Source organism: Caldiplasma sukawensis (assembly GCF_052315375.1).
Taxonomy (GTDB): domain Archaea; phylum Thermoplasmatota; class Thermoplasmata; order Thermoplasmatales; family Thermoplasmataceae; genus Cuniculiplasma.
The window spans coordinates 137,352-162,513 of the sequence record NZ_JBLSDG010000001.1; the positions used below are offsets into that span (position 1 = coordinate 137,352).

General features: G+C 34.1%; 27 protein-coding genes. 13 read left to right on the forward strand and 14 right to left on the reverse strand.

Annotation, left to right across the window (positions count from 1 at the left end):
• Window positions 1-44 precede the first annotated feature (44 nt).
• The 3 genes from ACNF4Z_RS00700 to ACNF4Z_RS00710 are packed head-to-tail and all read left to right on the forward strand — an operon-like array spanning window position 45 to window position 3,279.
• Window positions 45-2,432 (forward strand): YncE family protein, encoded by a 2,388-nt coding sequence (locus tag ACNF4Z_RS00700; RefSeq protein WP_458327318.1) that lies wholly within the window; start codon window positions 45-47, stop codon window positions 2,430-2,432.
• Between the two features lie 45 nt (window positions 2,433-2,477).
• Window positions 2,478-2,663, forward strand: a complete 186-nt coding sequence (locus tag ACNF4Z_RS00705) for a DUF1059 domain-containing protein (protein ID WP_458327319.1) — start codon at window positions 2,478-2,480, stop codon at window positions 2,661-2,663.
• Between the two features lie 37 nt (window positions 2,664-2,700).
• A complete protein-coding gene (locus tag ACNF4Z_RS00710) occupies window positions 2,701-3,279 on the forward strand; it encodes a rhodanese-like domain-containing protein (RefSeq protein WP_458327320.1) in 579 nt (192 codons plus the stop codon).
• On the opposite strand, the gene ACNF4Z_RS00715 is transcribed toward ACNF4Z_RS00710, so the two are convergent.
• Window positions 3,276-3,557, reverse strand: a complete 282-nt coding sequence (locus ACNF4Z_RS00715) for a hypothetical protein (RefSeq protein WP_458327321.1) — start codon at window positions 3,555-3,557, stop codon at window positions 3,276-3,278. The genes ACNF4Z_RS00710 and ACNF4Z_RS00715 overlap by 4 nt on opposite strands.
• 167 nt (window positions 3,558-3,724) lie before the next feature.
• The gene (locus tag ACNF4Z_RS00720; protein WP_458327322.1) at window positions 3,725-4,528 is read right to left on the reverse strand and encodes a J domain-containing protein; all 804 of its coding nucleotides are present in this window, start codon (window positions 4,526-4,528) and stop codon (window positions 3,725-3,727) included.
• 87 nt (window positions 4,529-4,615) lie between these two features.
• On the opposite strand from ACNF4Z_RS00720, the gene ACNF4Z_RS00725 reads away from it, so the two are divergent.
• From ACNF4Z_RS00725 to ACNF4Z_RS00740, 4 genes are all read left to right on the forward strand, one after another.
• Window positions 4,616-5,134: a nucleotide exchange factor GrpE gene (locus tag ACNF4Z_RS00725; protein ID WP_458327323.1), complete on the forward strand. Its 519-nt coding sequence runs from the start codon at window positions 4,616-4,618 to the stop codon at window positions 5,132-5,134.
• 5 nt (window positions 5,135-5,139) lie between these two features.
• On the forward strand, window positions 5,140-6,987 hold the full coding sequence (gene dnaK, locus ACNF4Z_RS00730) for a molecular chaperone DnaK (RefSeq protein ID WP_458327324.1): 1,848 nt from the start codon (window positions 5,140-5,142) through the stop codon (window positions 6,985-6,987).
• 14 nt (window positions 6,988-7,001) lie between these two features.
• On the forward strand, window positions 7,002-8,096 hold the full coding sequence (locus tag ACNF4Z_RS00735) for a DnaJ C-terminal domain-containing protein (RefSeq protein WP_458327325.1): 1,095 nt from the start codon (window positions 7,002-7,004) through the stop codon (window positions 8,094-8,096).
• An 81-nt stretch (window positions 8,097-8,177) separates the two neighbouring features.
• Window positions 8,178-8,645 carry a universal stress protein gene (locus ACNF4Z_RS00740; protein ID WP_458327326.1) on the forward strand — a complete coding sequence of 156 codons (468 nt, stop codon included), beginning with the start codon at window positions 8,178-8,180 and terminating at the stop codon, window positions 8,643-8,645.
• 5 nt (window positions 8,646-8,650) lie between these two features.
• On the opposite strand, the gene ACNF4Z_RS00745 is transcribed toward ACNF4Z_RS00740, so the two are convergent.
• The gene (locus tag ACNF4Z_RS00745; RefSeq protein ID WP_458327327.1) at window positions 8,651-8,899 is read right to left on the reverse strand and encodes a 30S ribosomal protein S17e; all 249 of its coding nucleotides are present in this window, start codon (window positions 8,897-8,899) and stop codon (window positions 8,651-8,653) included.
• 62 nt (window positions 8,900-8,961) lie between these two features.
• On the opposite strand from ACNF4Z_RS00745, the gene ACNF4Z_RS00750 reads away from it, so the two are divergent.
• The gene (locus tag ACNF4Z_RS00750) at window positions 8,962-10,044 is read left to right on the forward strand and encodes an archaeosine biosynthesis radical SAM protein RaSEA (protein ID WP_458327328.1); all 1,083 of its coding nucleotides are present in this window, start codon (window positions 8,962-8,964) and stop codon (window positions 10,042-10,044) included.
• On the forward strand, window positions 10,035-10,991 hold the full coding sequence (gene thiL, locus ACNF4Z_RS00755; RefSeq protein WP_458327329.1) for a thiamine-phosphate kinase: 957 nt from the start codon (window positions 10,035-10,037) through the stop codon (window positions 10,989-10,991). The genes ACNF4Z_RS00750 and thiL overlap by 10 nt, the downstream gene beginning before the upstream one ends.
• On the opposite strand, the gene ileS is transcribed toward thiL, so the two are convergent.
• Window positions 10,966-14,061 (reverse strand): isoleucine--tRNA ligase, encoded by a 3,096-nt coding sequence (ileS, locus tag ACNF4Z_RS00760; RefSeq protein WP_458327330.1) that lies wholly within the window; start codon window positions 14,059-14,061, stop codon window positions 10,966-10,968. The two genes, thiL and ileS, sit on opposite strands and share 26 nt — an antisense overlap.
• 94 nt (window positions 14,062-14,155) lie before the next feature.
• Between ileS and ACNF4Z_RS00765 the strand changes: the two genes are divergently transcribed.
• The 3 genes from ACNF4Z_RS00765 to ACNF4Z_RS00775 are packed head-to-tail and all read left to right on the forward strand — an operon-like array spanning window position 14,156 to window position 15,796.
• Entirely contained in the window at window positions 14,156-14,773 is a 618-nt protein-coding gene (locus ACNF4Z_RS00765; protein ID WP_458327331.1) for a translation initiation factor IF-2 subunit beta, read from the forward strand.
• A complete protein-coding gene (locus ACNF4Z_RS00770) occupies window positions 14,766-15,125 on the forward strand; it encodes a hypothetical protein (protein ID WP_458327332.1) in 360 nt (119 codons plus the stop codon). The genes ACNF4Z_RS00765 and ACNF4Z_RS00770 overlap by 8 nt, the downstream gene beginning before the upstream one ends.
• Window positions 15,113-15,796: a DUF120 domain-containing protein gene (locus tag ACNF4Z_RS00775; protein ID WP_458327333.1), complete on the forward strand. Its 684-nt coding sequence runs from the start codon at window positions 15,113-15,115 to the stop codon at window positions 15,794-15,796. Before ACNF4Z_RS00770 ends, ACNF4Z_RS00775 begins: the two co-directional genes overlap by 13 nt.
• Here ACNF4Z_RS00775 and ACNF4Z_RS00780 read toward each other — a convergent pair.
• The 9 genes from ACNF4Z_RS00780 to ACNF4Z_RS00820 are packed head-to-tail and all read right to left on the reverse strand — an operon-like array spanning window position 15,793 to window position 23,269.
• Window positions 15,793-16,050, reverse strand: coding sequence for a hypothetical protein (locus ACNF4Z_RS00780; RefSeq protein WP_458327334.1), 258 nt, complete (start codon window positions 16,048-16,050; stop codon window positions 15,793-15,795). The two genes, ACNF4Z_RS00775 and ACNF4Z_RS00780, sit on opposite strands and share 4 nt — an antisense overlap.
• Complete coding sequence (gene purL, locus ACNF4Z_RS00785; protein WP_458327335.1) at window positions 16,047-18,347, reverse strand: phosphoribosylformylglycinamidine synthase subunit PurL; 2,301 nt, start codon at window positions 18,345-18,347, stop codon at window positions 16,047-16,049. Before purL ends, ACNF4Z_RS00780 begins: the two co-directional genes overlap by 4 nt.
• Before the next feature lie 8 nt (window positions 18,348-18,355).
• Window positions 18,356-18,604 carry a phosphoribosylformylglycinamidine synthase subunit PurS gene (purS, locus tag ACNF4Z_RS00790; protein ID WP_458327336.1) on the reverse strand — a complete coding sequence of 83 codons (249 nt, stop codon included), beginning with the start codon at window positions 18,602-18,604 and terminating at the stop codon, window positions 18,356-18,358.
• A 34-nt stretch (window positions 18,605-18,638) separates the two neighbouring features.
• Complete coding sequence (locus tag ACNF4Z_RS00795; RefSeq protein WP_458327337.1) at window positions 18,639-19,385, reverse strand: phosphoglycerol geranylgeranyltransferase; 747 nt, start codon at window positions 19,383-19,385, stop codon at window positions 18,639-18,641.
• A complete protein-coding gene (locus ACNF4Z_RS00800; RefSeq protein WP_458327338.1) occupies window positions 19,382-20,200 on the reverse strand; it encodes a UbiA family prenyltransferase in 819 nt (272 codons plus the stop codon). Before ACNF4Z_RS00800 ends, ACNF4Z_RS00795 begins: the two co-directional genes overlap by 4 nt.
• Window positions 20,201-20,252: 52 nt before the next feature.
• A complete protein-coding gene (locus ACNF4Z_RS00805; RefSeq protein ID WP_458327339.1) occupies window positions 20,253-21,275 on the reverse strand; it encodes a hypothetical protein in 1,023 nt (340 codons plus the stop codon).
• 5 nt (window positions 21,276-21,280) lie between these two features.
• Entirely contained in the window at window positions 21,281-21,826 is a 546-nt protein-coding gene (locus tag ACNF4Z_RS00810; RefSeq protein ID WP_458327340.1) for an NTPase, read from the reverse strand.
• The gene (locus ACNF4Z_RS00815; protein ID WP_458327341.1) at window positions 21,826-22,182 is read right to left on the reverse strand and encodes a dihydroneopterin aldolase family protein; all 357 of its coding nucleotides are present in this window, start codon (window positions 22,180-22,182) and stop codon (window positions 21,826-21,828) included. Before ACNF4Z_RS00815 ends, ACNF4Z_RS00810 begins: the two co-directional genes overlap by 1 nt.
• Window positions 22,183-22,225: 43 nt before the next feature.
• Window positions 22,226-23,269: an NAD(P)-binding domain-containing protein gene (locus ACNF4Z_RS00820; RefSeq protein WP_458327342.1), complete on the reverse strand. Its 1,044-nt coding sequence runs from the start codon at window positions 23,267-23,269 to the stop codon at window positions 22,226-22,228.
• 138 nt (window positions 23,270-23,407) lie between these two features.
• Between ACNF4Z_RS00820 and ACNF4Z_RS00825 the strand changes: the two genes are divergently transcribed.
• The gene (locus ACNF4Z_RS00825; RefSeq protein WP_458327343.1) at window positions 23,408-24,166 is read left to right on the forward strand and encodes a glycosyltransferase; all 759 of its coding nucleotides are present in this window, start codon (window positions 23,408-23,410) and stop codon (window positions 24,164-24,166) included.
• Here the strand turns inward: ACNF4Z_RS00825 and ACNF4Z_RS00830 are convergent.
• Entirely contained in the window at window positions 24,163-25,152 is a 990-nt protein-coding gene (locus ACNF4Z_RS00830; protein WP_458327344.1) for a glycosyltransferase family 2 protein, read from the reverse strand. The two genes, ACNF4Z_RS00825 and ACNF4Z_RS00830, sit on opposite strands and share 4 nt — an antisense overlap.
• Window positions 25,153-25,162 lie beyond the last annotated feature (10 nt).

The window sequence follows — 25,162 nt, forward strand, 5'->3', positions numbered from 1 at the left end:
TTTTTTAAAAAATATCTTTATATATTTGAATAAAATGAGCCCCCGTGTTTAAAAAGTTAATTATTCTGGCAGCAATATTTCTCTTAGTTGCAGGTGGATTGATAATCACACAACCCTCAATTAATCATAATAAAATTTCTCAAAATGTGGTTGTAAAAAATGCATATTTGGGAATGAGTAATGAAACAATGAAAATTCTGGACACGCTCTCATTGAACAATGGAACACTTTTGAATGGAAGGGTTAATTTGCTTGACGGTTTTTCACCATTTTATGAATCATATGATTCATCAAACAATCTTCTTTATGTTGCAACTAATCAATATATTTTTGCAGTAAACATATCTTTAGGCAAGGTAATTTCAGAATTTTCCTTGAAAGATATGGACAATTATATCTTAAGCATGGAAATGGATAATTTAAACAGTAATTTATATATATTAACGGGATTAGACATGAAAGTTATTGGTCAAAACGATCATATCATAGGATCATACAATTTCACAAGCAATTCATTTAAACCAATTGCCATGTCATTTGACAACATTACCGGTAATTTTTATATTGTATCAGAATGTTCCATTAATTACAATATTTCATTGTTTTGCTATAACACACAATCGAATAAATTAAAATTTATAAATTCAATAGAAAATAAACAAAACTCGTTTGGAGCCTCCCCATATATCACCTATGATTATCAAAATAACATAGTTTACATATTTCAGCAAAATGAAACTTATATTTACAACCTGACAGATGGCCATTTAAAAACAATAACCCTTCCATACTCTATATGTTTAACATATGGTGTATTGGATTACAGGAATGATTATATTTACATTTCAAATAATAATAACATAACCGTTTTAAATACAGCAGATAATTCGTTCATTGGAAACATATCAAAAGCAGCATCTGTAGCTGGAACAAATTTAGTTTATGATCCTTACTACAATGAGATTTACAGCGTAAACTCTTCCAATATAATGGTCACAAGCGGTTTAAATTTATCAAAGGAGGTTAAAACTGGATCTATTATAAATAAACTTGAGATCTATGGGCCCTATATATTCGCATTGAATTCTGTAAATTCAACTTTAACAATAATATATAAATTTAATTTTACAAAAACAGTGGTTATTGGATTCTTTACACAAGCAATGGCATATGATAGTTCAAACAAACAGATATATGTGGCAAACCTTTATGACGGTTCAATTTCACTTATAGGGCCAAATAATGAAATTGATGGTAATGTTACATTGAATTTCACCATAGACAAGATGGCTTATGATAATTATGATCAGGAGGTGGCTGTGATCGGCTCTTACAATGATAGTATGGTCATAGCAATGATTAAAAATAAGCAAATTGTTATTAAAAATGACACAAGTGTTTATCCAGAATTATGTGGAATTGCAGTAAATAGCGAGACCGGGTATATATATGTATCACTTGAGAACGATTTTGTAATGTCAATAAATCCTTATAATTTAAGTTATAGCTTTATAAAAATAGGTGGATCTCCAAGTTCGATGGTATACAATGAAAAAACTAATGAAATTGAAATATTTACTAAAAATGATACAAGAGAATTAAATGGGAAAACAATTACAAAATATTTTATCACATACTTAAACAACAGTAGTGTAGTTAAAACATTGACCACTCCAAATATAAATTCAATGATATACTCTTACTCCCTTAATGAAACAATCGCGGCAGGCAATAATGCTATCTTTTCAATTAAGGGAAATAACATAAGTTACATATTGAATTTTTCATTATGCCAACAAGAATTTAAAGATTTTATCCCAGTAGAACTTGCATATGATTTAAACAATTCATATCTTTACGTTTCAGGGGGCCCAATTATATCAAGTAATGGTTTGAGTCAGGGAGCGGGAGGGGTTCTGGCAATAAATTTAACCTCAAAGAATATCTCATCTTACATATGTTTCAACTCCACTGCAGTTGAGCACATATTATTGTATAATCCATCAAACTCTCTAATTTACTACTCTCATCCTGTATTTGGGGCAATATCAATAATCAGCGGTTATAAAAGTAATGAACAAAATAACACTAAAAATCAATATAATATAATGTTTGTTGAATTAAACCTAACACCAGGAGCAAGCTGGAGCGTTAATATAAATGGACAAAACTATACAACAAAATCTAATTCAATAAACATCACGGTTAGCAATGGAAGCTATTCATATTCAGCATATTCTGAGGGATACAAAAATATCTATGGAAATGTCACAGTTAATTCTTTAAACCAAACCATTACATTAACTTTTACAAACATCAAATATAATTCAGGATCAAATTACTCGGAATTAATAATTGCATCAGTTGCAGTATTGGTAATTGCTGTATTTGCAATAATTTACTGGAAATTTTTCTACAAGAAAAACTTATAAATTTAAAAATAATAAAATTAATATACTTTTATTAATTAATACATTATGGCAAAATATACTTTTAGATGTGCAGATATTGGTCAGAACTGCGGGTTTGAAGCATCAGGGAAGTCTGTGGATGAGCTAATGCCTAAAATAAAAGAGCACGCAGCAAAAGAGCACAACATAACTGAAGTAAACGATGAATTAGCAAAGAAAATTAATGGTGCAATAAAGAAAAAGATGTTTTAGAGAAAAAATTTAAATATATTTCTTTACTTTTTCCGTAATGGTTAATTTTTCTAGAGATAATTATTCCGAAATTGTAGATTGCAGGCCTCTTTCTGATTATATGAATGGTCACATAAGAGGTTCGGTTTTCGCTCCATTTAACGATCATGGATCATGGTACAATGAGATAATTTCATTTCTTAAGCCAAAAAAAGGGAAAATATGCATAATTGTAAAAAATGACAACGATGGGGAAAAAATTCTCAAAAATATTGGAACAATAGGAAGCAGGATTGATGTATTTAAGTACAGTGACATGGATAATAAAGGAGAAGAAGTAAAATTTGGAATGATATCCCCTAATGAATTCATGAACAGGCAGGATGAATTCACGGTAATCGATGTTAGAGAACCTTATGAATGGAGTAGTGGCACAATAGATGGAGCTTTATTAATTCCACTTGAGGAACTTATTTCTGTAAAACATGATGAGCTTGAAAAAAATAAAAAATATGCCGTGGTCTGCGAACATGGGAACAGGAGCTTTTATGCAACCATTGTTCTGTCTGATCTGGGATTTAATGTTACAAACATAGAAGGTGGAATGAATGCGTTAAGGCAACTGGGTATAGTCTAATTCGGTGGTCTGATGTATTCAAGATCATTTAATATATTTCTGAATCTTTCTTTATCATCATCTTCATTAAGTGAAGACGCAGGAATTCCAGATCCTGCAAACCTGCTTAATGGTACAACAAAAAGTAATGCGATTACAAGATAATTCTGAAGAAAATCGAAAAAATGATTTGAATTGTAAACTAAGTTATATACAAGTATTAATAAAATGAGGAAAAACAAAAAAAACTGTATTCTACCTTGTATCTCTGTTGCCTTGAAAGAATATAAATCGATCAAAAAAATGATTAAGACTGGTAATAAAAATAACTCAATGTTTATCAGTTGAAATTCAGAAAATGAAATCAAAATTGAAAAAACGAATATGGATGAATATAATAAAATGAAATAGACCCAGTTAAAATTTATAGAATGAAAGAATGGATTTCCTTTACTATTTTCCAAAATTATACCTCCAGTAGTTTCTCCATTTCATCGTACTCTTTTTTTGTTACCCCAAATTTGATCAAAGATTGAAAAAAACCCTCAGGGTTCCTTATGAGATATTTATGAATTCTGTATAATTTTACTAAAGTTTTATTGAAATTATCCGGATAACCGGTACCATCAAAAACGCCTGCCTTTATTCTGTAATATACTTGCAAAATCATCTCCATTCCTGAAATCTCAACAATACCTCTCTGATACCCTTTTTCTTTCTCATAGTTTTCCAGTTTGTTCAACAGTAACTTCTCATTGAAATATGGGCTTTTAAATCCTAACCTTGTTTTCCCTATCTCAAGTTTTACGTAAAAAGAAAAAATTTCATCAATCGAAGCATTTCCTGAAAAAAATCTTATTTTTTCATCTTCATTCAGTGAATCAAATATTCTTTCAGCCCATTTATGCCTTGAAATATAATTCATAAGATAATCAGACCATTTCCTGTTAATTTCAGTTTCAAAATCATTTTTCTTTCTCTTCGTTTTCGTTGGATTTATTATTACTGTTTCCCTCTTCACATCTTTGAATTTTGCTTCATTTATAGTCCATTGGGTTTTTTTATTCTCCCTATCATAAGCAATTCTTTTTTCAGGGTTTGAAAGTACTTCAAAGGCTTCATTAATGTTTTTTGTCATTATTTCAGATATATCTCTGTCCTCTTTATTCAAATCTGGATGCCATTTTCTTATAAGTTTTCTGTAGGAAGCCTTTATCTCATCAGTTGAAGCGGAATGTGAAACTCCTAGTATATCATAATAATCCTTCAATGGAAAGTGATCAATGCTCAAGAAATAAATATTTTCATAGAGAGAATTTTTCGTAAAATTTATAATGAAGAACAGATTTACAACCGAATGCCTATATACAACAAAAATCTATACCGCTTCATAAATCCACTGGATGATGAAATGGAGAAATCAAAGAGAAGAAAAACGATGCATAGGGTGAATATAGAAGGGGAATCCATAGAGGAACTGAAAGACAGGAACAAAAAACTAACAGAGAGCATTGTTAACCTGCAAAATTATCTAAGGATCACAGAAAAACAAAACGAGGTTGAAAAAAACAAAACGGTTGCTGATATGCTTAAATCTTTTTTGCCTATTCTGGACAGTCTTGATGCAGCCATATTGAGTGGTAAGGAAAAGTCGACCTACGAGAGTATTAGAAAAACCATCCTAGGAACGTTGAACAAATATGGTTTCTCAGAGATCAAATCGGAGGGTGAAAAGTTAAATCTTGATTACCATGAAGTGGTTGGTGTTGTAGAAGGCCAGGATGACAACATTGTTGTGAAGGAACTTCAAAAGGGATACACAATAAATGGAAGCGTTTTAAGAACCGCAAAGGTAATTGTTAGTAAAAAGGAGTGATAGATATGGGAAAAATAATAGGAATAGATCTGGGTACGAGTAATTCAGCAGCAGCAGTGATGCTGAACGGAAAGCCAACTGTAATTCCAAGTGCTGAGGGAGTTTCAATTGGGGGTAAATCATTCCCAAGTTACGTTGCATTCACCAAAGATGGACAGCTCTTGGTAGGAGAACCTGCAAGAAGGCAGGCACTTTTAAATCCTGAGGGCACAATTTACGCGGCAAAAAGAAAAATGGGAACAGATTACAAATTCAAAGTTTACGGAAAAGAATTCACACCTCAACAGATTTCTGCGTTTATTCTTCAGAAAATTAAGAGAGATGCAGAGGCATTTTTGGGTGAACCAGTCACTGACGCCGTAATTACGGTTCCTGCATATTTCGATAACAATCAAAGAGAAGCCACAAAGGATGCAGGTACAATAGCAGGGCTTAACGTGAGAAGAATACTAAACGAACCAACAGCAGCCTCATTTGCCTACGGACTTGACAAACAGGATAAAAACATGACAATTCTTGTTTACGATCTAGGTGGTGGAACACTTGATGTTACAATTATGGAATTTGCCGAGGGCGTATTTACTGTAAAATCCACATCAGGAGATACCCACCTTGGTGGAACTGATATGGATGAAGCCATCATAAATTATATAGTTTCTGAATTCAAGAAGAAAGAGGGGGTAGATCTATCAAAAGATTCCAAGGCGTTCATAAGACTGAAGGATGCTGCAGAAAAGGCTAAAATAGAACTTTCTTCAACATACGAGACTCAGATCAACCTTCCTTATATTACTGTAGTAAATAATGAACCTAAACATATAGATATGACATTGACCAGAGCCAAACTTGAGGAACTAATTGCTCCAATAATTGGAAAATCAAAGCAATCACTGGACAAGGCAATAGAGGAAGCTGGAATGTCCAAATCTCAGATAGATAAGATTATACTGGTGGGTGGGCCTACCAGAATTCCATATGTAAGAAAATACATAGAAGATTACTTTGGCAAAAAACCAGAGGGTGGAGTAGATCCTATGGAATGCGTTGCAATAGGCGCTGCAATACAGGGAGGTGTATTATCTGGAGAAACAGGAAACAACATTGTTCTTGTGGATGTCACTCCTCTTACCCTGGGAATAGAAACTTTGGGTGGAATTACAACTCCCATAATTCCAGCTAATACTCCGATCCCAATAAGCAAAAGTCAGGTATTCACAACAGCAGCAGATGGTCAAACAGTTGTTACAATCCATGTGGTTCAGGGGGAAAGAACCATGGCAAAAGACAATGTTTCACTGGGTATGTTCAATCTAGAGGGAATACCTCCAGCACCAAGGGGAATCCCACAAATAGAAGTTACATTTGACATTGACTCAAATGGTATAGTTAAGGTAACTGCAAAAGATAAGGCCACAAACAAGTCACAATCAATTTCTATTGAAAGCAAAACAAAGTTGTCAAAGGAACAGATCGAAAAGATGAAGAAAGAAGCAGAACAGTATGCTGAGGAGGATAAAAAGAGGAGAGAAGAGATAGAAAAAATTAACACTGCTGAAACATTGGTATACACTTCTGAAAAAACACTACAAGATAATAAGGATAAGATAAAGGAGGAGGATAGAAAAGAAGCACAGGAGACCATTGATAAACTAAAAGCATCAATTCAATCCAAAAACGTTGAGGAAATAGACAAATATTACAAAGAACTCATGGAAAAGATACAGAAGATCGGAGCTGCAATGTATCAGCAACAATCTCCAAATGAGCAGGGAAACGAAAGCCAGGAAACAGGTAATTCAGAGGGGAACTCTAACTCTGGGGATGAAAATACAGAAACAAATTCAAATAATTAATCGGGAGAGTAGATTTGGCAAAAGACTATTATTCAATACTGGGTGTCCCAAAAGATGCATCTCTTGAGCAAATTAAGAAGGCTTACAGAGAACTTGCCAAAAAGTGGCACCCAGATTTGAATCCAAACAACAGAAAGGAAGCTGAAGAAAAGTTTAAGGATATCAACGAAGCATACGAAGTTCTTTCAGATGAAAACAAGAGGAAAATTTATGATAGTACCGGCCAGGTGAATTTTGGATCAGGAGGTTCAGATTTTACATGGAACGATTTTACCCATCAGTCAGATTTTTCAGATCTGTTCGATGAAATATTCAGAAATTTCACTGGAGGAGGATTTGGATCATCCTTTGGTGGAAGAAGATCCTCCAATCTCGATCTATCACTTAATTTAACAATATCACTAGAAGAATCATATTACGGAACAAAAAAACCAGTAAGATACAAAAGGACAGTCTCATGCGATGCCTGCAGGGGAACAGGCTATTCAGGTGGAAGAACTCAAACATGTCCAACATGTAGAGGGTCAGGTCAGGAAAGGATAGTTCAGCAGTCAGGTGTGTTCAGAATGATGAATGTGATCACCTGCAGAACTTGTAATGGAAAGGGATATGTGGGATCTGAAAAATGTGGGGTATGTCACGGTTCTGGTACCAAGAATATTTATGAGGAAAGGGAGATAGATATACCTGCAGGTATAATGAGTGAAACAAACGTTTTAATAAGAGGATTGGGCGATAGTATTAACGGACAGACTGGCGACCTATATGTGAAGGTGCATGTTACACCTGAAAAAAATATTCAGAGGAGTGGAAACAATCTTGTGGTAACAACAGAGATATCTTATCCCGAAGCAGTATTAGGCACAACCAAGAAAATTTCATATTTCAGGGAAAATATCGATGTAAGGATACCTCCAGGAACTCAGCCCAATGATACAATTTCTGTAAAAGGAAAAGGATTTCCCAATCCAAGAGGAAGAGGCAGCGGTGATCTTATAGTTGTTGCTAAGCTGATTGTTCCAAAAAAGATCTCAAAAGATGAGAGGGAAATGCTAGAGAAAATGATGGGTAACAGTCAGGAGACAAAACATTTCTGGTTCGGAAAATAAGTTTTTCTTTTAAATCTATTATATTTGAATTGGATAAAATCATTTGAAAAAATTTAAATAATAATTCAGTTTTTTATTTTGATGAGAATAGTACTAGCTTATGACAACTCCCCTAGTGCACAGGAAGCTTTGGCTTTTGTTAAAAAAATGAAAAACTCAATAGATTCACTAAGAATAATCTATGTTTACCAGTCTCTTCAGAATGTTGTTAGTGCAATGGATACTGCAATACCACAACCTGCCATCACAGGCGAAATAGATTTCGGGAAGAAGGTAAAGGAAAGTGTGGGGAAATTAATGTCAGAAGTGGATTTTGAATGGAAATTTGAAGAAATAGAATCAAGAGGAGAATCTGTTGCACAAACAATTTATTCAACTGCAAAAAATGACAGTGCGGATCTAATAGTAACAGGTACCAGAAAACTTGGAGGTTTAAGTAAATTTATTCTGGGATCGGTAAGCTCTGAATTGATTAAAATCTCAACAATACCTGTTACAGTTGTTTCCGCTAAAGAAGAAGAAAAAAGTTCTGAAAAATCTGAAAAATAAATATTTTATTCAGCTACTTCTTCTTCCGGAGCCTGACCAGTAAATTCTGCTTCTTTCTCTTTGCGGTGCCTATTTTTTATATTATACCTTGTTACGTATCCCGTTATAAGGTTAATATCTCTTTTAGACGCATTCTCAACTACCTGTACAACTATCTCTCTGTTTTTATGGAAGTTTTCTCCAAACAGTTCAGGTTTTTCCTTTACCAGCATTATTGCCGTCTTTTTAACATAAGTCGATCTTATACTGCCCATGAAATCTAGAGGGGATTAATTACCTGTTTAAAATTATTTCTTTAAATTGCATAAGATTATGAATGCAGCCAGGATACAGAAGGGTAATGCTTAACAGAGAGTTTGCCAATAAAATTAAGAAAATGATGCCTTCCAAAAAGGAAGGGTTGGATAATAATCGTCCAGTATCAATGTGGGTTGAAAAAGATAGAATAAATGGTTATGCTGAGGATACCGCAGTGGTCATATTCAGGACACGTGGATGTTCCTGGTATGATTTCTCCTCATGTTCCATGTGTGGATATTTTAATGACGTGAGTGAAAATGTAACTGAAAATAATATAAGGAATCAAATCGATGCTTTAGTGGACTTTATTGGGCAGGTTAGGGTTCTTAAGGTATTCACCTCCGGTAGTTTCCTAGACAAGAGGGAGGTAAACTGGAACGTTTTTCATTATTTCATGGAACAGATGAAGGGTAGAATTGATACTCTTCTTGTGGAATCAAGAACTGAGTATATCACAGAAAAGAATCTGATACCATTTAAAGGTTCTGGAATTAAAACGAGAATTGCAATAGGAGTTGAATCTTCCAATGACATTATTCTTAAAGATTCAGTAAATAAGGGGACAAATTTTAAAAAATTTAGGGATGCAGCAACTATTGTTAGGAGGATGGGGCTTGAGGTTAGATCATACCTTCTTTTAAAACCACCATTTATAAGTGAAAAAGAGGCAATAAAGGACGCTATTAACTCTGTTGAGGATTGTTCTCCATACTCTGATGATGTTTCCATTAATCCAATGAACATACAAAAGAATACCTATGTTGAATATCTCTGGAAAAAAGGACAATACAGACCTCCATGGTTATGGAGTGTTGCAAAAGTGCTGATTGAAACATCATCTCAGGGCTTTAATGTGGTAAGCTATCCAACTGGCGGTAATTCCCTTAGAGGGGCCCACAACAGAAAACCAGACCAAAACCTTCTTTCGTTGATTTTCAATACATCCCTTTCTCAGGATTTTTCAAGTTTAGAAAATTATTATAATAGCGCAGACAAATGGGATTATTTTCAGTTTTTAGAAACTGAAGGTTCCCTCTCAATGAACACCGATTTTGATGGATTTATAACAAAAGTTTCCAAGGGTGAATTGTGGATTTGACCTCCAATGGAAAATTATCAGAAAGAGAACTTATAGACCTCATATATTCAAAGGGTTTTGTTAAGGAACCAAAAGATGACTGTTCATGGTTGGAAAGAAAGGATGAATATATATTTATCACAACAGACTCAATAACATTGAAAACACATATTCCTGATGTATGCAGCCCATATGAAGCTGGAAAGTTTTTTGGTTCAATAAACTTGAGCGATATTGCTGCGATGGGGGCCACTCCGGAATCATTCATGGCATCTTATGTTATAGGAAAAAACACAGACACATATTATATTAAGGAATTCGTAGAAGGTCTTCACCATACTCTGGAAAAATTTACCACAGATTACATTGGAGGTGATACAAAGAGTGGAGACTCAACCATCTTTACCGGAATTTGTATAGGTAACAGAAAAAAAAATGGAGTAACATTTCGTTCGAACATAAAAAAAGGCCAGGTACTTTGTGTCACAAATCAATTAGGATCAAAGGGAGCATCCTACCTCTTGTATTCCATGGGAGTGGACAAGGTTAAAAATGGAAAAAATATAATTGATATAATTCCAAGAGTAAATGAAGGCATTAAAATTGCAGATTCAGGGGCAAGATTTATGATGGATCTTTCTGACGGTTTATTCGGGGCAATATATCAAATGAAAAGGGATTACGGTTTTGGTTTCAGAATTATCAAGGATCAGATTCCCCTTTCTCCGGAAGTTGGTAAGGCAAAAAAAATTACAGGAAAGGAAGAGATGGAAATAATAAATTACGGAGGTGATTATGAACTTCTTTTCACAATAGAGCAGGAGGATTATTCTAAATTCGTAACAAAAATGGAGGATGAAAATATAAAAATAAGTTATATTGGTGATATTTGGGATGGGGACAATTTGCTCTTTGATGGAGAACGCTGGAATAAAATTAATTTTAGGGGTTGGGAGCACTTTCTTTGATCCTTCTGAGACAAATTAAAACCCTGTGATCCTCTATCTCCCACATTTTACCATCCTTTTTTTCATCACTCAGGATTCCAGTTGATATCTTCCTGCTCAATGTTTCCCTCTTGATTTTATCCTCATATTTAATAACACTTTCTATTATTTTATCATCGCCTGAAATTTCGGTTTCTACCTCTTCATAATATTCAAGGTTCATATCCTTCCTCATCACCTGAATTCTTCTTATTATATCTCTGGTAATGCCCTCCAGTTCAAGATCACTGTCCATCTCAAGGTTTATAAAAATCTGAAAATCTTTTTCTTTCTGGGAAACATATCCCTTAAGATTTTCTTCAATTATCTCGAACCACTCATCAGAAACTTCCATATCTCCAAATTTCATATTCTTTGAAATAAGTTCTACCTGTTTTCCTTCTTTATTAATTTCATCAATAAACCTTATAAAATCAGGTATTCTGTTTTTTAAAACCGGGGCAGCCTTTGGAATTGATGGTATTATGGAAATTTTTAATGGTCTTTCCTCTTTACTTATGAATCTAACAGTTCTAGCATTTAACTCATCCTTTATGTCATTTACATTTATCCTCTTCTCACTGTAAATTAATATTTCTTTTACAGGTTGTCTTCCCTTCACATTATTTTCCTGCCTGAGTCTTCTGGTTGTCTCAAGAATCTGCTCTTCTAGGTCTATTTCTATTTCTATTTCTTTGTTTATCAAATTTTCATCAGAAATAGGGTAATCCTGAAGATGAACAGAAGTTCCATCATTTGTGAGTTTCATATAAAGCAGTTCACTAGTGAATGGGGCAATGGGTGCCAATAATTTGCACACTGTTGTTAAAACGGTGTACAGAACGGCGTATCCATCTTCCTTATCTCTCTTATCAGTGTTTTCGTCCCAAAATCTCCTTCTTGAAAGTCTCAGGTAAAAGTTGGAAAGTTTGTATATAAATTCCTCTATATCTCTTTCTGCTTCATGTATCTCATACCGATCCATATTTGATGTGCATTTTTCTATCAGTGTATTGAGGGATGACATTATCCATTTATCAAGTCTGTTTTTTGTACTGGATGAATATTTTCTTTCGAAATTATCAAGATTGGCATTGTTTGCAAAGAAATTGTAAACATTGATCAGGGTTAGCAGTATCTTTGATTCCTTTTCTCTGATAATTCTTGTAAGAAGTGGCTTTGGTTTCCATGGAGGTGATGAAAAGAAAAACAATCTTACCTGATCTGCCCCAAACTGATCAAGAAGATCAAGTGCCAAAACTCCATTTCCCTTACTTTTTGACATTTTCTTTCCATTCTCGTCTAAAATAAATTCAACACAGAAGACATTATCATAGGCATTCTTGTTGAAAAGAATGGTAGAAACAGCATGCTGAACATAAAACCACCCTCTTGTCTGGTCAATTGCCTCTGTTATAAAAGAAACTGGAACATTTGGCTGAACATTTTTAAATGGATAATGTACAGAGGCATAATTAGCACTTCCGGAATCGAACCATGTGTCAATTACATAGGGTTCCCTTTCCATCTGGTTTCCACACTCACTGCATCTGATCCTTATTTCATCTATGTAAGGCCTGTGTATATCAGATGGAGCTTTTGATCCAGAGAGTTTTTCAAGTTCCTCGATGGAACCAACAGCCTGCATATGACCATTGCTGCAGGTCCAGATTGGAAGCGGTGTTCCCCAGTACCTGTTTCTTGAAAGATTCCAGTCCTTAACATCTTCAATGAAATTACCAAATCTACCATGCTTAAGGTGATCTGGTACCCAGTTAACCTTCTCATTATTATCAATGAGAGGCTTTGTAAAAGCGGATGTTCTTATGAACCATGCATCTATTGGGTAGTACAAAAGAGGCGTATCACATCTGTAGCAGAAAGGGTAGGAATGCTCAAATCTTTCACTTCTTAAAGCCAGATTATTTTCCTTGAGATATTTTACTATCTCAACGTCTGCATCCTTTACAAAAATCCCATTCCATGGTAGTCTGGAATCATTAAACTTACCTGTCAGATCAACAGGATTTATCATGTCTTTTGTATATTTTTTTCCTGTAGTAAAATCATCCTGACCAAATGCAGGGGCCGTATGAACTATTCCTGTACCCTCCTGCAGATTCACATGGTCTCCATGAACAACAAAACCTGAATTTTCAGGCAGAGGTATGAAATTCACTGGTCTTGTGTATTTTTTGTTAAGCAATTCCTTTCCTTTGATGGTTTTCAATTTTCTGTAATTTTTTTGAAAAATTTTTCCAACAAGGGCATCTGCAACTACATAATTTTCTCCATTGAATTCCACATATGTATAATCATAATTTTCGTTCACGCAAAGAAACATATTTGAAGGAAGGGTCCATGGTGTTGTGGTCCATGCAAGAAAAGATGCATTTTCATTTTCAATTCTGAATTTTGCATACACAGAAAGATCCTTTACATCTTTGTAACCCTGTGCCAGTTCATGTGAACTCAAAGTTGTTCCGCATCTGGGACAATAGGGTGAAATCCTGAAATCCTTGTATAATGTACCATTTAAATACATATTTTTCAGAGCCCACCATTCACTTTCAATATATTCATTTCTCATTGTAATATAGGCATTTTCATGATCAATCCAGAAACCAATCTTCTTATCCATTTTTAACCATTGATCTATATATTGAAAAACACTTTCTCTACAATACTGGTTAAATTTTTCTATACCAAAATCAACTATATCTTTCTTTGATTTGAGACCTAATTTTTTCTCTGCTTCCAGTTCAACTGGAAGACCATGGCAATCCCAGCCTGCATTTCTTCCTGTGACATCATACCCCTTCATGGTTTTGTATCTTAAAACTGTATCCTTAACTGTCCTTGTAAGTGCATGGCCTACGTGTGGTAGGCCGTTTGCCGTAGGTGGCCCCTCGAGGAAAATGAATTTTTCTTTACCGGAATTTTTCTTCATTGCCTTCTCAGGAATATTATTATTTTCCCAGTATTCATTTATAAATTCAAACTGATCCTTCAATTTCCTTTCTGTATTAATCAGCTCAAAATTTGAATTCATTCAAAGTGTATTTTTTTAAAAGTAAAAAAGTTGATCATTTATCTAATGAAAACTGATGGTTCCAACCTTTTATACCAATTAAACATTATGAATTATGGAATTTGATGAATATGATAAATTACTGGAAAGAACATCAGACATACTTTCAATGGCAACTATGAATCAGGAGAGGTTGAAGATACCAAAAGCAATAATAATAGAGGATGGTAAATCCTCAATTGTAAGAAATTTTATGGATATGGTTGAGCTCATTAATAGGGACCCAAAGGATATAATGAAATACCTCACAAAGGCTTTTGGAGTGGGAATGGTCATAGACGGCCGCAGACTCATAATAAACAGAAAAATAACAGAAGAAGAATTCATGGAAAAGATTGATGATTATCTCAATGTCTATGTTAGATGCTATGAGTGCAATTCACCAGATACTGAAATACTTAAGGAGAAAAGGGTAAGCCTTATAGTCTGTAAGGCCTGCGGTGCGACTCATCCCATAAACCCCTCAAGAGAACTTACCGTATACAGGGAAGATCTTGAGGAAGGTAAGACATATACTGTAACAGTTGATTCTCTTGGGTCATCCGGAGAGGGTAGGGCTCACTTCCATGAATACACTGTTATTATACCTGGGGTTAAAAAAGGTCAAAAAGTAAAAGTAAGAATAAAGAAAATTAGGGATAAAATTGCAATTGCAGAGAAGGAAGATGAGTGAACTTGTAATAGACACCAATATTTTTCTATATTCTGTGGAAAAAAGAATTCATCTTAAGGACGTTGTTTACAATTCATCCTTTTCCTTCGATCCAGTTATGCTGGAATGTGTGGAACATGAGTTGAGATCCCTTTCACTCAAAAACAACTTTGCTTCAATAGCACTAAAAGAATATGAATGGCTAAAAAGAATTAAAATTGAAGGTAAGGGAGATAAATGTATACTGGACTACTGTCTGGAGAAGAACGCAATTCTTATGACTATGGATCGTGATCTTGCTATCACTGCAAGAGAGAAGGGAGTGAAGGTTATGAAAATTGAGGACGGACGGAGATTGGTATGGTACAGATGAAAACACATCACATTTCTGAGGAATGTAAAATTTATAAGATATTAAAGACCCTGATAGAAGTTAAAGCTAAACAAAATAAAATAAGAATTAGCTCAAAGGAACTTTCAAAACATTTGGGTATAAGTCAACAGTCAGCCTCTAGATATCTCATAGAAATGGAAAAACTACAGTTGATCAAGAGGTATGTAGGAACAAAAAATCAGGAAATCGAAATTACTGATAAAGGATTTTCCATAATTTACAAAGAATTAGAGACGTTGAAAGAATTGCTTGATCTTGATCACAAGATATCCATAAGAGGGACAGTTTTTTCAGGGCTTGGAGAGGGAAAATACTACATTTCAAAAAGTGGTTACTACAATCAATTTTATGATAAACTTGGAATTAAATGCTATCCTGGAACATTAAACATAAAAGTTTTGCCCACCGATGAAAAATATTTGAGAGAAATAAGAGAAAAACCAGGTATTATTATAGAAGGTTTCAGCGAAGAGAATCGAACATTTGGTGAAGTCAAAGCTTTATCTTGCAAAATAAATGGGATAAAATGCGGGGCCATATTTCCTGTTAGATCTGTTTATAATGATGTTGTGGAGATAATATCTGGTATTTACCTGAGAGAATATCTTAAAATAAATGACGGAGATGAGCTGGAGATAGTTTTCGATTAAAGTTCAACATCAATTTTACCCTCTATTATTTCATCCACAACTTTTTGAAACCTTTTATCCAGATCGTTTCTGTTTAATCCACATTCAAGAAGTTCCGAATATATCTCAAAATTCTCATCATTCCTAGTTTTTCCCATAAAAACAGATATCTGACCACAGGATCTTGTTCCATCAAAATTTAGTCTGTATGAAAGATCAACTGTAACATTTTTTTCATTTATATACCTTGTTTTCTTTACAATATCAGAATTCATAAAACAGTATCCAGTGCATTATCAAAATGTTTTCTCAATTCTTCTATTTTTAGACTAATATAACATTTTCCATTATTTTTAATATTGAGCATTTCACCACCAACATATCCAATCTTAACGCAATTAAATCCCTTAAAAAGATTAATGAGATTTTCCTCATCATTTTTTCTAACCTCCAGCACATAACCATTTCCATTTTCAGAAAATAGTTTTACGATGAATGGAGAATTTGAAACATTGGTCAGATCTATGTCTGCACCAAGATTTAATCCAAGTGACATTTCAACTATGGCAACACCCAAACCACCCTGTGAAACATCGTGGACAGATAGGATCAATTCTCTTTCAAGCCCTTCTAATATAAGGTTTGAGATTTTTATAAGTGAGTTAATATCCGGTTTATCAACGTATTCTGAACCTATTTTATTTATTATTGAGTAAAAGCTTCCTGAAAGATCAGTAAATCCTGAACCCACAAAATAAATGGAATTTCCCTCTTCTTTAAACTCTGGGGAGTTTGGATATCTTCCCTTAAGCACACCTGTCATCAATACATTAGGAACAGCTGGAATGTTTTCATTATCAATTTTATTGTAAAGACTTACATTTCCGGAAATTACAGGGATCGAAGCAATTTTTGAAAAATCTGAGATAGCTTTGATAGAATTCACAATCTCTCCCATAATCAGCATATTCTCAGGATCTCCAAAATTAATCGAATCAATTATTGCATGGGGCTTGAATCCTCCACATATTAGATTTCTGTAAACTCTGCATACAGACAAGAGAGTACCATTATACGGGTGAATTGATGTAAAATTAACTGAGGAAGATGAACTCACACCTATGGAGATCCTTGATTCACGATCAACAATAATTGCACTGGAATCTGAATGTGTTTCTCTATTTGGAAATCCTGACAATGGTGGTAATACAGTATCACCACGTACTGTGTGATCATACTGCCTTATGACTTTGGCTCTGCTTCCCACGTTTGAATCTCCAATAACAGATAAAAGTGCCCCATTCCAATCAGCAGGATCATTAATTATGTTGAAAATCTTGTATTCATCACTAAACTTTTGAATGTAAGGCCTTGCATAAACCGGCCCCTCCGTAAGAAATCTCAAAGAAAGATCCATAACTATTCTGTCATTGTAAAAAAGTTTCATTCTTTCTCCAGAAACTGTTTTTCCTATGACTGAATATTCAATGCCCCAGTTTTCAAAAATTTCCCTTATTCTTTCCACATTTTCCACTTTAACGCTCAAAAGCATTCTTTCTTGGCTTTCACTTATCCAGATTTCCCAGGGTTCCATATCTTTCTCTTTCAAAATAACCTTTGATAGATCAATTTCTGCACCTGTATTACCTGAAAGGCACATTTCACCAGAAGCACTTGAAAGACCTCCCCCACCAAGATCCTTCATTCCACTGATCAATTTCTCCTGATTTGCCTCAAGAATTGCATGAATTAATGGCTCTTTGACTATTGGATTACCTAACTGAACAGCCTTTCTGTTTTCATTATCTTCAATCAAACCCCTTGAGGCGAAATTTACACCATGTATTCCGTCTCTTCCTGTTCTTCCTCCTGCAAGTATGAGTATCTCACCAACTCCTCCAACCCTGCTTCTACAAAGATCATTTATTTTCATTATTCCAAGACAACCTGCATTTACAAGTGGGATTCCATCAAAGTGCTCAGAAAACCAAAGACTTCCCGCAATGGTTGGTATTCCAACTCTGTTCCCATAATCCCTTATTCCCCCAACCACATTTTCATTTATGAACTTGAAATTAAGAAATGATTTTCTTTTTTTATTTTTTCCATTACCAAGGTAAAGAGAATCAATTAAAGCAATAGGCTGTGCACCCATACATAGAACATCTCTTATTATACCACCAACACCAGTTGCAGCTCCTCCATATGGTTCAACAGCACTTGGGTGATTATGGCTTTCCATTTTAACTGCATAGGCAAGATCATCACTAACCTTCATTATGCCTGCATCGTCCTCCATTGCAAGAATGACATCTTCCGTTCTGAATCCAGAAAAAAATTTTTTAAGGTAGAATTTTGAAGATTTATAACAGCAATGTTCACTCCATGCCTGACCCATTGCCTGAAGTTCAGTTTCTGTAGGCTCTCTACCTAATTTTTCAAAATAATTTCTTAATCTTATCATCTCCTCGACTGAGAGACCCAATCTCATAATGTTATTGATTTCCATGAGTTCTAATTCATTTTTTCCAATAATGTTAATCTGATTGTAAAAACTTTCAGTCGATGGCATTTGCTTTTTCACTTCTCTTCCAAAATCAGGATCTTATAATTGTTAATAACAGGATTAATCAGAATGTTTTCTGCTATCATCTTTGCTGATTTCATTGCTGTTTCAATATCCTGAGAAAATTCCAGATCATATACCTTTAAAATCTTCAATTCATCAATATCGTTGAAACCGAGGATGTCCAGGTTATGCCTTAACGTGGAAGCCTCAGGGTCTTCAACCCCTTGATTATAACTGATTTCAATTCTGATCCTGACCATCTTAACACCATATTGTGTTTATATTAAAATTACTTTACCTTTGGATCATTTTTATTTTCCTTATGATTGGATGTAAATCCCTGAAAACGTTTTCAGATTTTTCAGCTATTGTTCCAGTAACAATTATGTCAGCACCTGATTTAACTGCTTTCTCTGCAGCCATTTCTGTTCGAATACCGCCCCCAACAATTAAAGGTATGGAAATTGCTTCCTTCACCATTTTAATCATTTCAGTGGGAACCGGTTTATGTGCTCCACTGCCAGCCTCTAGATATATCATTTTCATTCCTAGAAGTTCAGCAGCAAGTGCATACTTTGGTGCTTCCTGCATATTTTTCTCCCCAATAAGCATTGCCTTTCCTACCCTTCCAACAGTCATCCCTGGCTCTACCACAATATATCCCATTGAAATGGTTTCGATTCCGAACATTTTAACATGAAAAGCAGCTTCCTTTTGATGCCATATTATAAACTCCGGATCTGAGGAATTTAAAAGAGACATGAATAAAAGTGCATCTGCATTTCTTGCAATCATTTTTGCAGAACCTGGAAATATTAGGACTGGAATATTCAGTTTCTCTTTTATTAGAGAGATGGTTTTTTCCATAAGTTCCATACCTATATCTGTGCTACCGCCTATTAGTATGTAATCTGTGCCAGCCCTCTCAGCTTCTGATGCTATAAAGGCACTTTTTTCTGAACCAGATGTTGCAGGATCTATCAAAGTCATATGCTGTGGAATTTTTCCGCATTTATCCTCTATGTTTTTCAATACATTCAAGTCAGACCACCTACAGTAAAAGATATGAGACCCATTATCATTGATAGTTTTGAAAGGTTCTGTCCCTTCTTCTCACTTTTGTACTGGATTATTCCAGTCATTATGAACAGGGCGTCACATATTGATAATGGGATTAGATAATAGAAAGAAAAAATTTTCAAAATATACGGAACAAAAGAAATTGATACGGTTAATGCTATAAATATTGTGGAAAGATTCAGTGCAGTTTTTCTTCCATGGGTAATGGGAAAGGTCTTTCTATCCTTATCCCCTTCCATATCTTCTGTATCTTTTATAAGTTCCCTGGAAACGTTTGAAAAAGTTGCAAGTAAAAACATTGGGATAGTTCTATCAATTTTAAGGAAAAGTGTACCTCCAAAAATAAATAGCATTCCAATTAGCACACTTACTATTATATTTCCAGGTAAACCCGTATATTTTGCCCTTGTTTCATAAGTAACCAGTAGAATTATTGCAAAGGTAACAACAAGGAAAGCGTAAAAATTTAAAAATAAAAGTGCCAGGACCTCCGCAATTATGAAGGTTGAAACAAACATTATTTTAACAGTTTCTTTCTTAATTTTTCCGCTTGGTATTGGTCTCTCAGGGTGGTTTATCTTATCAGTTTCAGCATCTAGCAGATCGTTAAGCATATTTCCCCCACTGAGGACTAGAAATGCACACATTGATCCTGTTATCAATATCCAATAAGAATTCAGAACAATAAGGCCTGAGGCAATTATGGATGATATTACGGTTCCAAATATTGCCATAATCCCATTGACCGGCCTGAAAAGCCTTAATACCGGATTCATTTTAGACCTCAATTCTAATATTTATTTATCCTTATCTAATCAGATCAATTTTTTATTTTATACTTTCAAGTAGAATCTGATTAGTTTCTCCCAGATTTACAGATTTAATTCCTGTGACTGAGAAATGAGTTCTTGATAATTTCAAATTATGTTTGTGGCAAATCTCTCTGATTTTTTTCATTGAGGGCAAATTTCTTCCTCTGATGGAAAATGTTCTTTCCACGTCAATAAAGAAAAGTGAAAGATCCTCATTTTGCAAAGAACTCAAAAATTCCCAATTTTTCTCGTCGACATTTTCAGGTTTAATTTTTAAGTTTTTATTTTCAAGTTTACCCATCCATAAAGGTCCGTAATGGTCATCCTCATAAAATTGATCTATAGTCCTCGGATTGAAGTATCCAATTAAGTTTTCAGTTTTTATTGCATTCTCGTAGCCTCTATGAACACTTAATACAACCCTGTAATAGTGGGAATGCCAGAAAGCCATCTCCACCTTAATACCTGATTCCAGTGAAATTGCCCTTTTGGCAATATTTCCTATGAGACTTCTCACTCCCGCCTCATGTCTGAAATTGTTATCTGGAATTTTTGTTCCATAAACAATCCTGTTTTTTTTCTCCACTGAACCTGTAAGAACACTAAGATCAGTAGCCGTAAAAGCCACGTATTTGTGATTTTTTACAAATCTCAGGGAAATGTCGATATATGGAATTACCGATCCATATGGATCAACGTCTATAAAATCAAAATGATAGTTGGAGATAATGCTTTCAAAACTATCATTATGAGTTTCAAAGTCCACATTGTTATATTTCATATTTTGCAGTAAAATATTATAAGCCTTTTGATTAATTTCTGCAGCAATAGGTTTTATGGTTGTTTCTTTCGCAATCCTTAAAGCCCTTATTCCACTTGCTGAGAAGCCGTCAAAATATGTCTTGATATCAGAATTCAAACAGAAGGCTACTGTGGAATCCCTGTTAAGTCTCTGTTCAGCATTAATAAAACCAGGGAAAGGTTTTCCGGGACCAGCTTGATTTATTTTATCAGTCTCTATTGTTACTGATCCCTCCATATATTTTATAAATCACCATCCTCCCCTAATAAAACTTTCATTATTCTGTAGGGCAGAATATTTTTATTTATTGGGGTAACATCAAAAACCCTGACATCCTCCAGGGCTCTTATTTCCTGAAGAACTGGATTTCTTGATTTCTTATGTATTGTCATTAATAGAGGCTTATTCGATTTCAGGGTTTTTTCTATCTCATCCTGAGACCCCTTTGAAAGGTGATCCAATTTTCCTATTTCATCTATTACAATTACATCCGCATTTTCTCTGGCTCTCTCAAGGGAAGGTATGAGAACCTCATCCAAGAGTTTTGAATCAACACCAATTTTCTCAATTTTTGTCCTGGAAACAATCTGGATATCTGCAAAATTTACTCTTCTCTTGGAATATATATCGTAAATGGAATATCCTCTCACCTTCCCCTTTTCTGTTATTTCATTCATAAGCAATCCCTGTACTTCCTTCCCATTTTCCCTGAGCATATCTATTATTTTCATCAGCGTTTCAGTTTTTAAATTTCCCACGGGACCTGTTATTGTAACCTTTACAGCCATTATTCTACCTCCATATACATAAGCGGATATGATAGTTCACCTATCCAAGACAATTTGCCTACTCTTATGATTCCATTATAGTTAATTCTCACCTCTGCCTTAAGGTTTTTATGGTCAATTGTAGAATAACCATATCCGTTTTCTTCACTTTCCAGTATCTCAACTTTTACATATTCAACATAGGGTTGAGACGATATACTTTCTTCGATTAATTTTGCAACCTCATATCTGGATGAGTTTCTGAAAGGCATACCTATAAATTGATGATGTATGGTTGAAAGTTTAATTCCAAGTTCAAAAGCTGCCCTTTCTTCAGGGTTGCATTTAAAATATTTTTTCTCCGGTTCAGAGGGCATTTAAGGTGTATTACAAGATTAAGTATAAATAATACTGTTTTAGTCAAAGACCTCCAAACATCTTTTTCTTTATAGACATGGGAATAAGTTTGGAAATTGTCATGTAGTGCTCTATTGATTTAACCCCATTTTTATGAAGTTTTAAAAACAATTCTCTGTGCTTATCCAGCCAAGGCTTAATGTTCTGTTCCCACTGATTTTGATAGAGTTGAGGATTCTTTTCTGCGGCTGCAATTCCAGCTTCTCTGCCTGTCCAGAAGGCTCCTTGCAGACCCCCAGCCGTTGTGTTTAAAACTGCATTCACCATATCACCACAGAAAAGTCTGTTTCCATTGATTACGGTTTCCTTAGGCTCATCTAAGGGTATTGGGTGAGCCATTGTATGAACAACATCCCCATCAAGTTCCTTGTTTTTTTCTGTAAATTTTTTCAAAACTTCCCTTGGATTCCAGCCCTGCTGTGGAAAATAACATACACCTATCTTTCTAGTGTTTTTGCTTTCAGTAAAATCCCAAAAATATCCTCCAGGCGCCATATCACTGAACCAGAGAATCATCTGATAATCGGTCCTACCATCAAGTTCCCGAGTTTCTTCATAACCAACAAGTGATTTTGATTTTTCAAAAAGATTTGAAAAGTTTGAGGTAGGACCTGAGGCTATTATCAGATTATCTGCTTTATATTCTCCATTTTCAGTTATTACCTTATTATCTTTTATATCTTTAACAAAGGTATTCATTTTAATATTGAGTTTTCCCCCCATCTCATATGCAAGATATTTCTCGTATGCGGTAAAATCATAAACATATCCTACCGGCGTATCATAATTAAGATTTACTTTTTTCCCCTTATCTGTTCTGAAGCTAATCCCATAAATCTCAGAAGAAACAATATTACTATTGACAGGCATTTTGAGCTTATCAGCCCAGTATTTTGAAACTGCCCCTGTGGACCTGACAGGTTTACCAATCTCACTTTTTTTATCCATAATTATGTATGAGGATTTCTTTCGTTTTAGACTTATTCCTGCAGATAATCCTGCGGTTCCAGCCCCTATGATCAAAGCGTCATATTTTTCATCTTCCATATTATTATCTCATTAGAAATAATCAATTGTTATTTATTCATTTTTATAAGATTATTGATTTAGATTAAATCTTAATATAAAGTTTGTTGTAAAAGTTTTATTGTAAACATTAATTATTATTGGAGTGATAGCAATCAAATGGCAGATTTAAGATTTTCACTTGTAATTCCTGCTTACAATGAGGAAGATCGTATTCTTGATGTCCTAATTTCAATAAAAGAAAATCTGCCTGAACTATTTGAGTTGATAGTAGTATTTGATGGTAATGACAAAACCCCGGAAATAGTAAATGTTAACTATCCCAGTGCAAAAGTTTTGGTTTATAATCAGAGGCTTGGAAAGGGTAGAGCAATACTAGAGGGTTTTAAAAACTCTAACGGAGACATAGTTGGATATGTTGATGCAGACGGTTCCATTAAAGGGGACGAAATCAAAAGATTAAGAGACATGATATCTGAAAACACCGCCATAATATCTTCAAGATACAGAAAAGATTCAATGGTTGATAAGAGGCAAAAATTATTAAGAAGACTTTTGAGCAGAGGGTTCAATATTTTAACAAGGTTTATTTTAAAAATTGATGTAAACGACACTCAATGTGGTTTGAAGATATTCATGAAAAAAAATATAGATCAAGTAATAAATAAAGTTAAGGTTAATGATTGGGCATTTGACATTTCTCTTCTTTTCCATCTTAAAAAATCAGGTTGCAAAATAACCGAGGTTGGTATAAGATGGTCAGACAAATCAAAATCAAAACTGAAAGTTACAAATGTAGTCCCTGAAATGCTTCTTTCAATTTTTGGCATATGGTTTTTTAATTTTTTAGAAAGTCATGAGAAGCTTGAAAAGATAAGGACAAAATTCAACGAAATATATTTAAAGGGAGATAATTAAGTTGTATTTAACTGTAAAAATCTGTAAATAATGGCTGAAATTTCTGGTGCTATGAGGTGAATTATTAACAGAACAGATAGAACAATGGAATCAATTTCCCTGTAAGTGATGCCTATTTTTAAAGTACAAATAAATGTTTTTTGAAAGTTCTTTTTTCTCTCCCTTTGGAAAATAGCAATATTTGACCTAATTTTACATAATACATAGTTCATTATTTTTTCAACATTAGCTTTATTTGAATTATTATAAAACTCAATCAATGCCAGTTCAGATTCGGTTAAAAAGTTCAACCTTTTGGACCTGAAATTTTTAACATTTTCATAAATTCCTGTTACACTTTCATGTTTTCTGTAAAGGGTAAGTTTATCCTCTATTGACATGATATTGGAATTCTTTTCATTAATAGCAATTAGAAATAGTATTTTGTCCAGACTTCTTCCCGAATTTCTTAAGAAATAGGTCCATTTTATATATTCACTCCTTTTAATTGTTATGCAGGAACAGTACCAGTCAATTTTATTCTTTCCTATTATTGATGGATTTAATCTAATATTTTCGGAAGAAAAAACCGAATATTCCCCTGTCCTTTTATGTGTAGTGTAATCATTCAATGAGGTATTTTCGAAAATAAAGACCATTTTGTTATGTATATACAAAGGGTAATGATTTTTAGCAATAAAATTGTTCAATAATTCTATTTTATCAGGGGCAAACAGATCATCATCATCAAGAAAACAGATGTAATCCCCATTGGAATTTTCCATTCCAACTGAAAGTTTGGCCCCGAATTTCCTATCTTTTTCTATTAAGGTTTTACCTCCGTTTTCTAAAATATATTTATCTATGGATTCATCTTCATAATTTTTTACTACAATGATTTCCTTAATCAGGTCTTTTCTTGTTTGTTCAATAACCGATTTAAAGGCATCCCTTACATATTTTCTTCTGTCATGAGCAGTTATGATCACTGAAAATGTTACATCCATTATTTCACCC

Bases quoted from the DNA above. Each gene is read 5' to 3' on its own strand.
- ACNF4Z_RS00705 (WP_458327319.1), top strand. From the start codon at position 2,478: ATGGCAAAATATACTTTTAGATGTGCAGATATTGGTCAGAACTGCGGG.
- ACNF4Z_RS00710 (WP_458327320.1), top strand. From the start codon at position 2,701: ATGGTTAATTTTTCTAGAGATAATTATTCCGAAATTGTAGATTGCAGG.
- ACNF4Z_RS00725 (WP_458327323.1), top strand. From the start codon at position 4,616: ATGCCTATATACAACAAAAATCTATACCGCTTCATAAATCCACTGGAT.
- dnaK (WP_458327324.1), top strand. From the start codon at position 5,140: ATGGGAAAAATAATAGGAATAGATCTGGGTACGAGTAATTCAGCAGCA.
- ACNF4Z_RS00740 (WP_458327326.1), top strand. From the start codon at position 8,178: ATGAGAATAGTACTAGCTTATGACAACTCCCCTAGTGCACAGGAAGCT.
- ACNF4Z_RS00745 (WP_458327327.1), bottom strand. From the start codon at position 8,899: ATGGGCAGTATAAGATCGACTTATGTTAAAAAGACGGCAATAATGCTG.
- ACNF4Z_RS00750 (WP_458327328.1), top strand. From the start codon at position 8,962: ATGCAGCCAGGATACAGAAGGGTAATGCTTAACAGAGAGTTTGCCAAT.
- ileS (WP_458327330.1), bottom strand. From the start codon at position 14,061: ATGAATTCAAATTTTGAGCTGATTAATACAGAAAGGAAATTGAAGGAT.
- ACNF4Z_RS00765 (WP_458327331.1), top strand. From the start codon at position 14,156: ATGGAATTTGATGAATATGATAAATTACTGGAAAGAACATCAGACATA.
- ACNF4Z_RS00770 (WP_458327332.1), top strand. From the start codon at position 14,766: ATGAGTGAACTTGTAATAGACACCAATATTTTTCTATATTCTGTGGAA.
- ACNF4Z_RS00775 (WP_458327333.1), top strand. From the start codon at position 15,113: ATGGTACAGATGAAAACACATCACATTTCTGAGGAATGTAAAATTTAT.
- ACNF4Z_RS00780 (WP_458327334.1), bottom strand. From the start codon at position 16,050: ATGAATTCTGATATTGTAAAGAAAACAAGGTATATAAATGAAAAAAAT.
- purL (WP_458327335.1), bottom strand. From the start codon at position 18,347: ATGCCATCGACTGAAAGTTTTTACAATCAGATTAACATTATTGGAAAA.
- purS (WP_458327336.1), bottom strand. From the start codon at position 18,604: ATGGTCAGGATCAGAATTGAAATCAGTTATAATCAAGGGGTTGAAGAC.
- ACNF4Z_RS00800 (WP_458327338.1), bottom strand. From the start codon at position 20,200: ATGAATCCGGTATTAAGGCTTTTCAGGCCGGTCAATGGGATTATGGCA.
- ACNF4Z_RS00805 (WP_458327339.1), bottom strand. From the start codon at position 21,275: ATGGAGGGATCAGTAACAATAGAGACTGATAAAATAAATCAAGCTGGT.
- ACNF4Z_RS00810 (WP_458327340.1), bottom strand. From the start codon at position 21,826: ATGGCTGTAAAGGTTACAATAACAGGTCCCGTGGGAAATTTAAAAACT.
- ACNF4Z_RS00815 (WP_458327341.1), bottom strand. From the start codon at position 22,182: ATGCCCTCTGAACCGGAGAAAAAATATTTTAAATGCAACCCTGAAGAA.
- ACNF4Z_RS00820 (WP_458327342.1), bottom strand. From the start codon at position 23,269: ATGGAAGATGAAAAATATGACGCTTTGATCATAGGGGCTGGAACCGCA.
- ACNF4Z_RS00825 (WP_458327343.1), top strand. From the start codon at position 23,408: ATGGCAGATTTAAGATTTTCACTTGTAATTCCTGCTTACAATGAGGAA.
- ACNF4Z_RS00830 (WP_458327344.1), bottom strand. From the start codon at position 25,152: ATGGATGTAACATTTTCAGTGATCATAACTGCTCATGACAGAAGAAAA.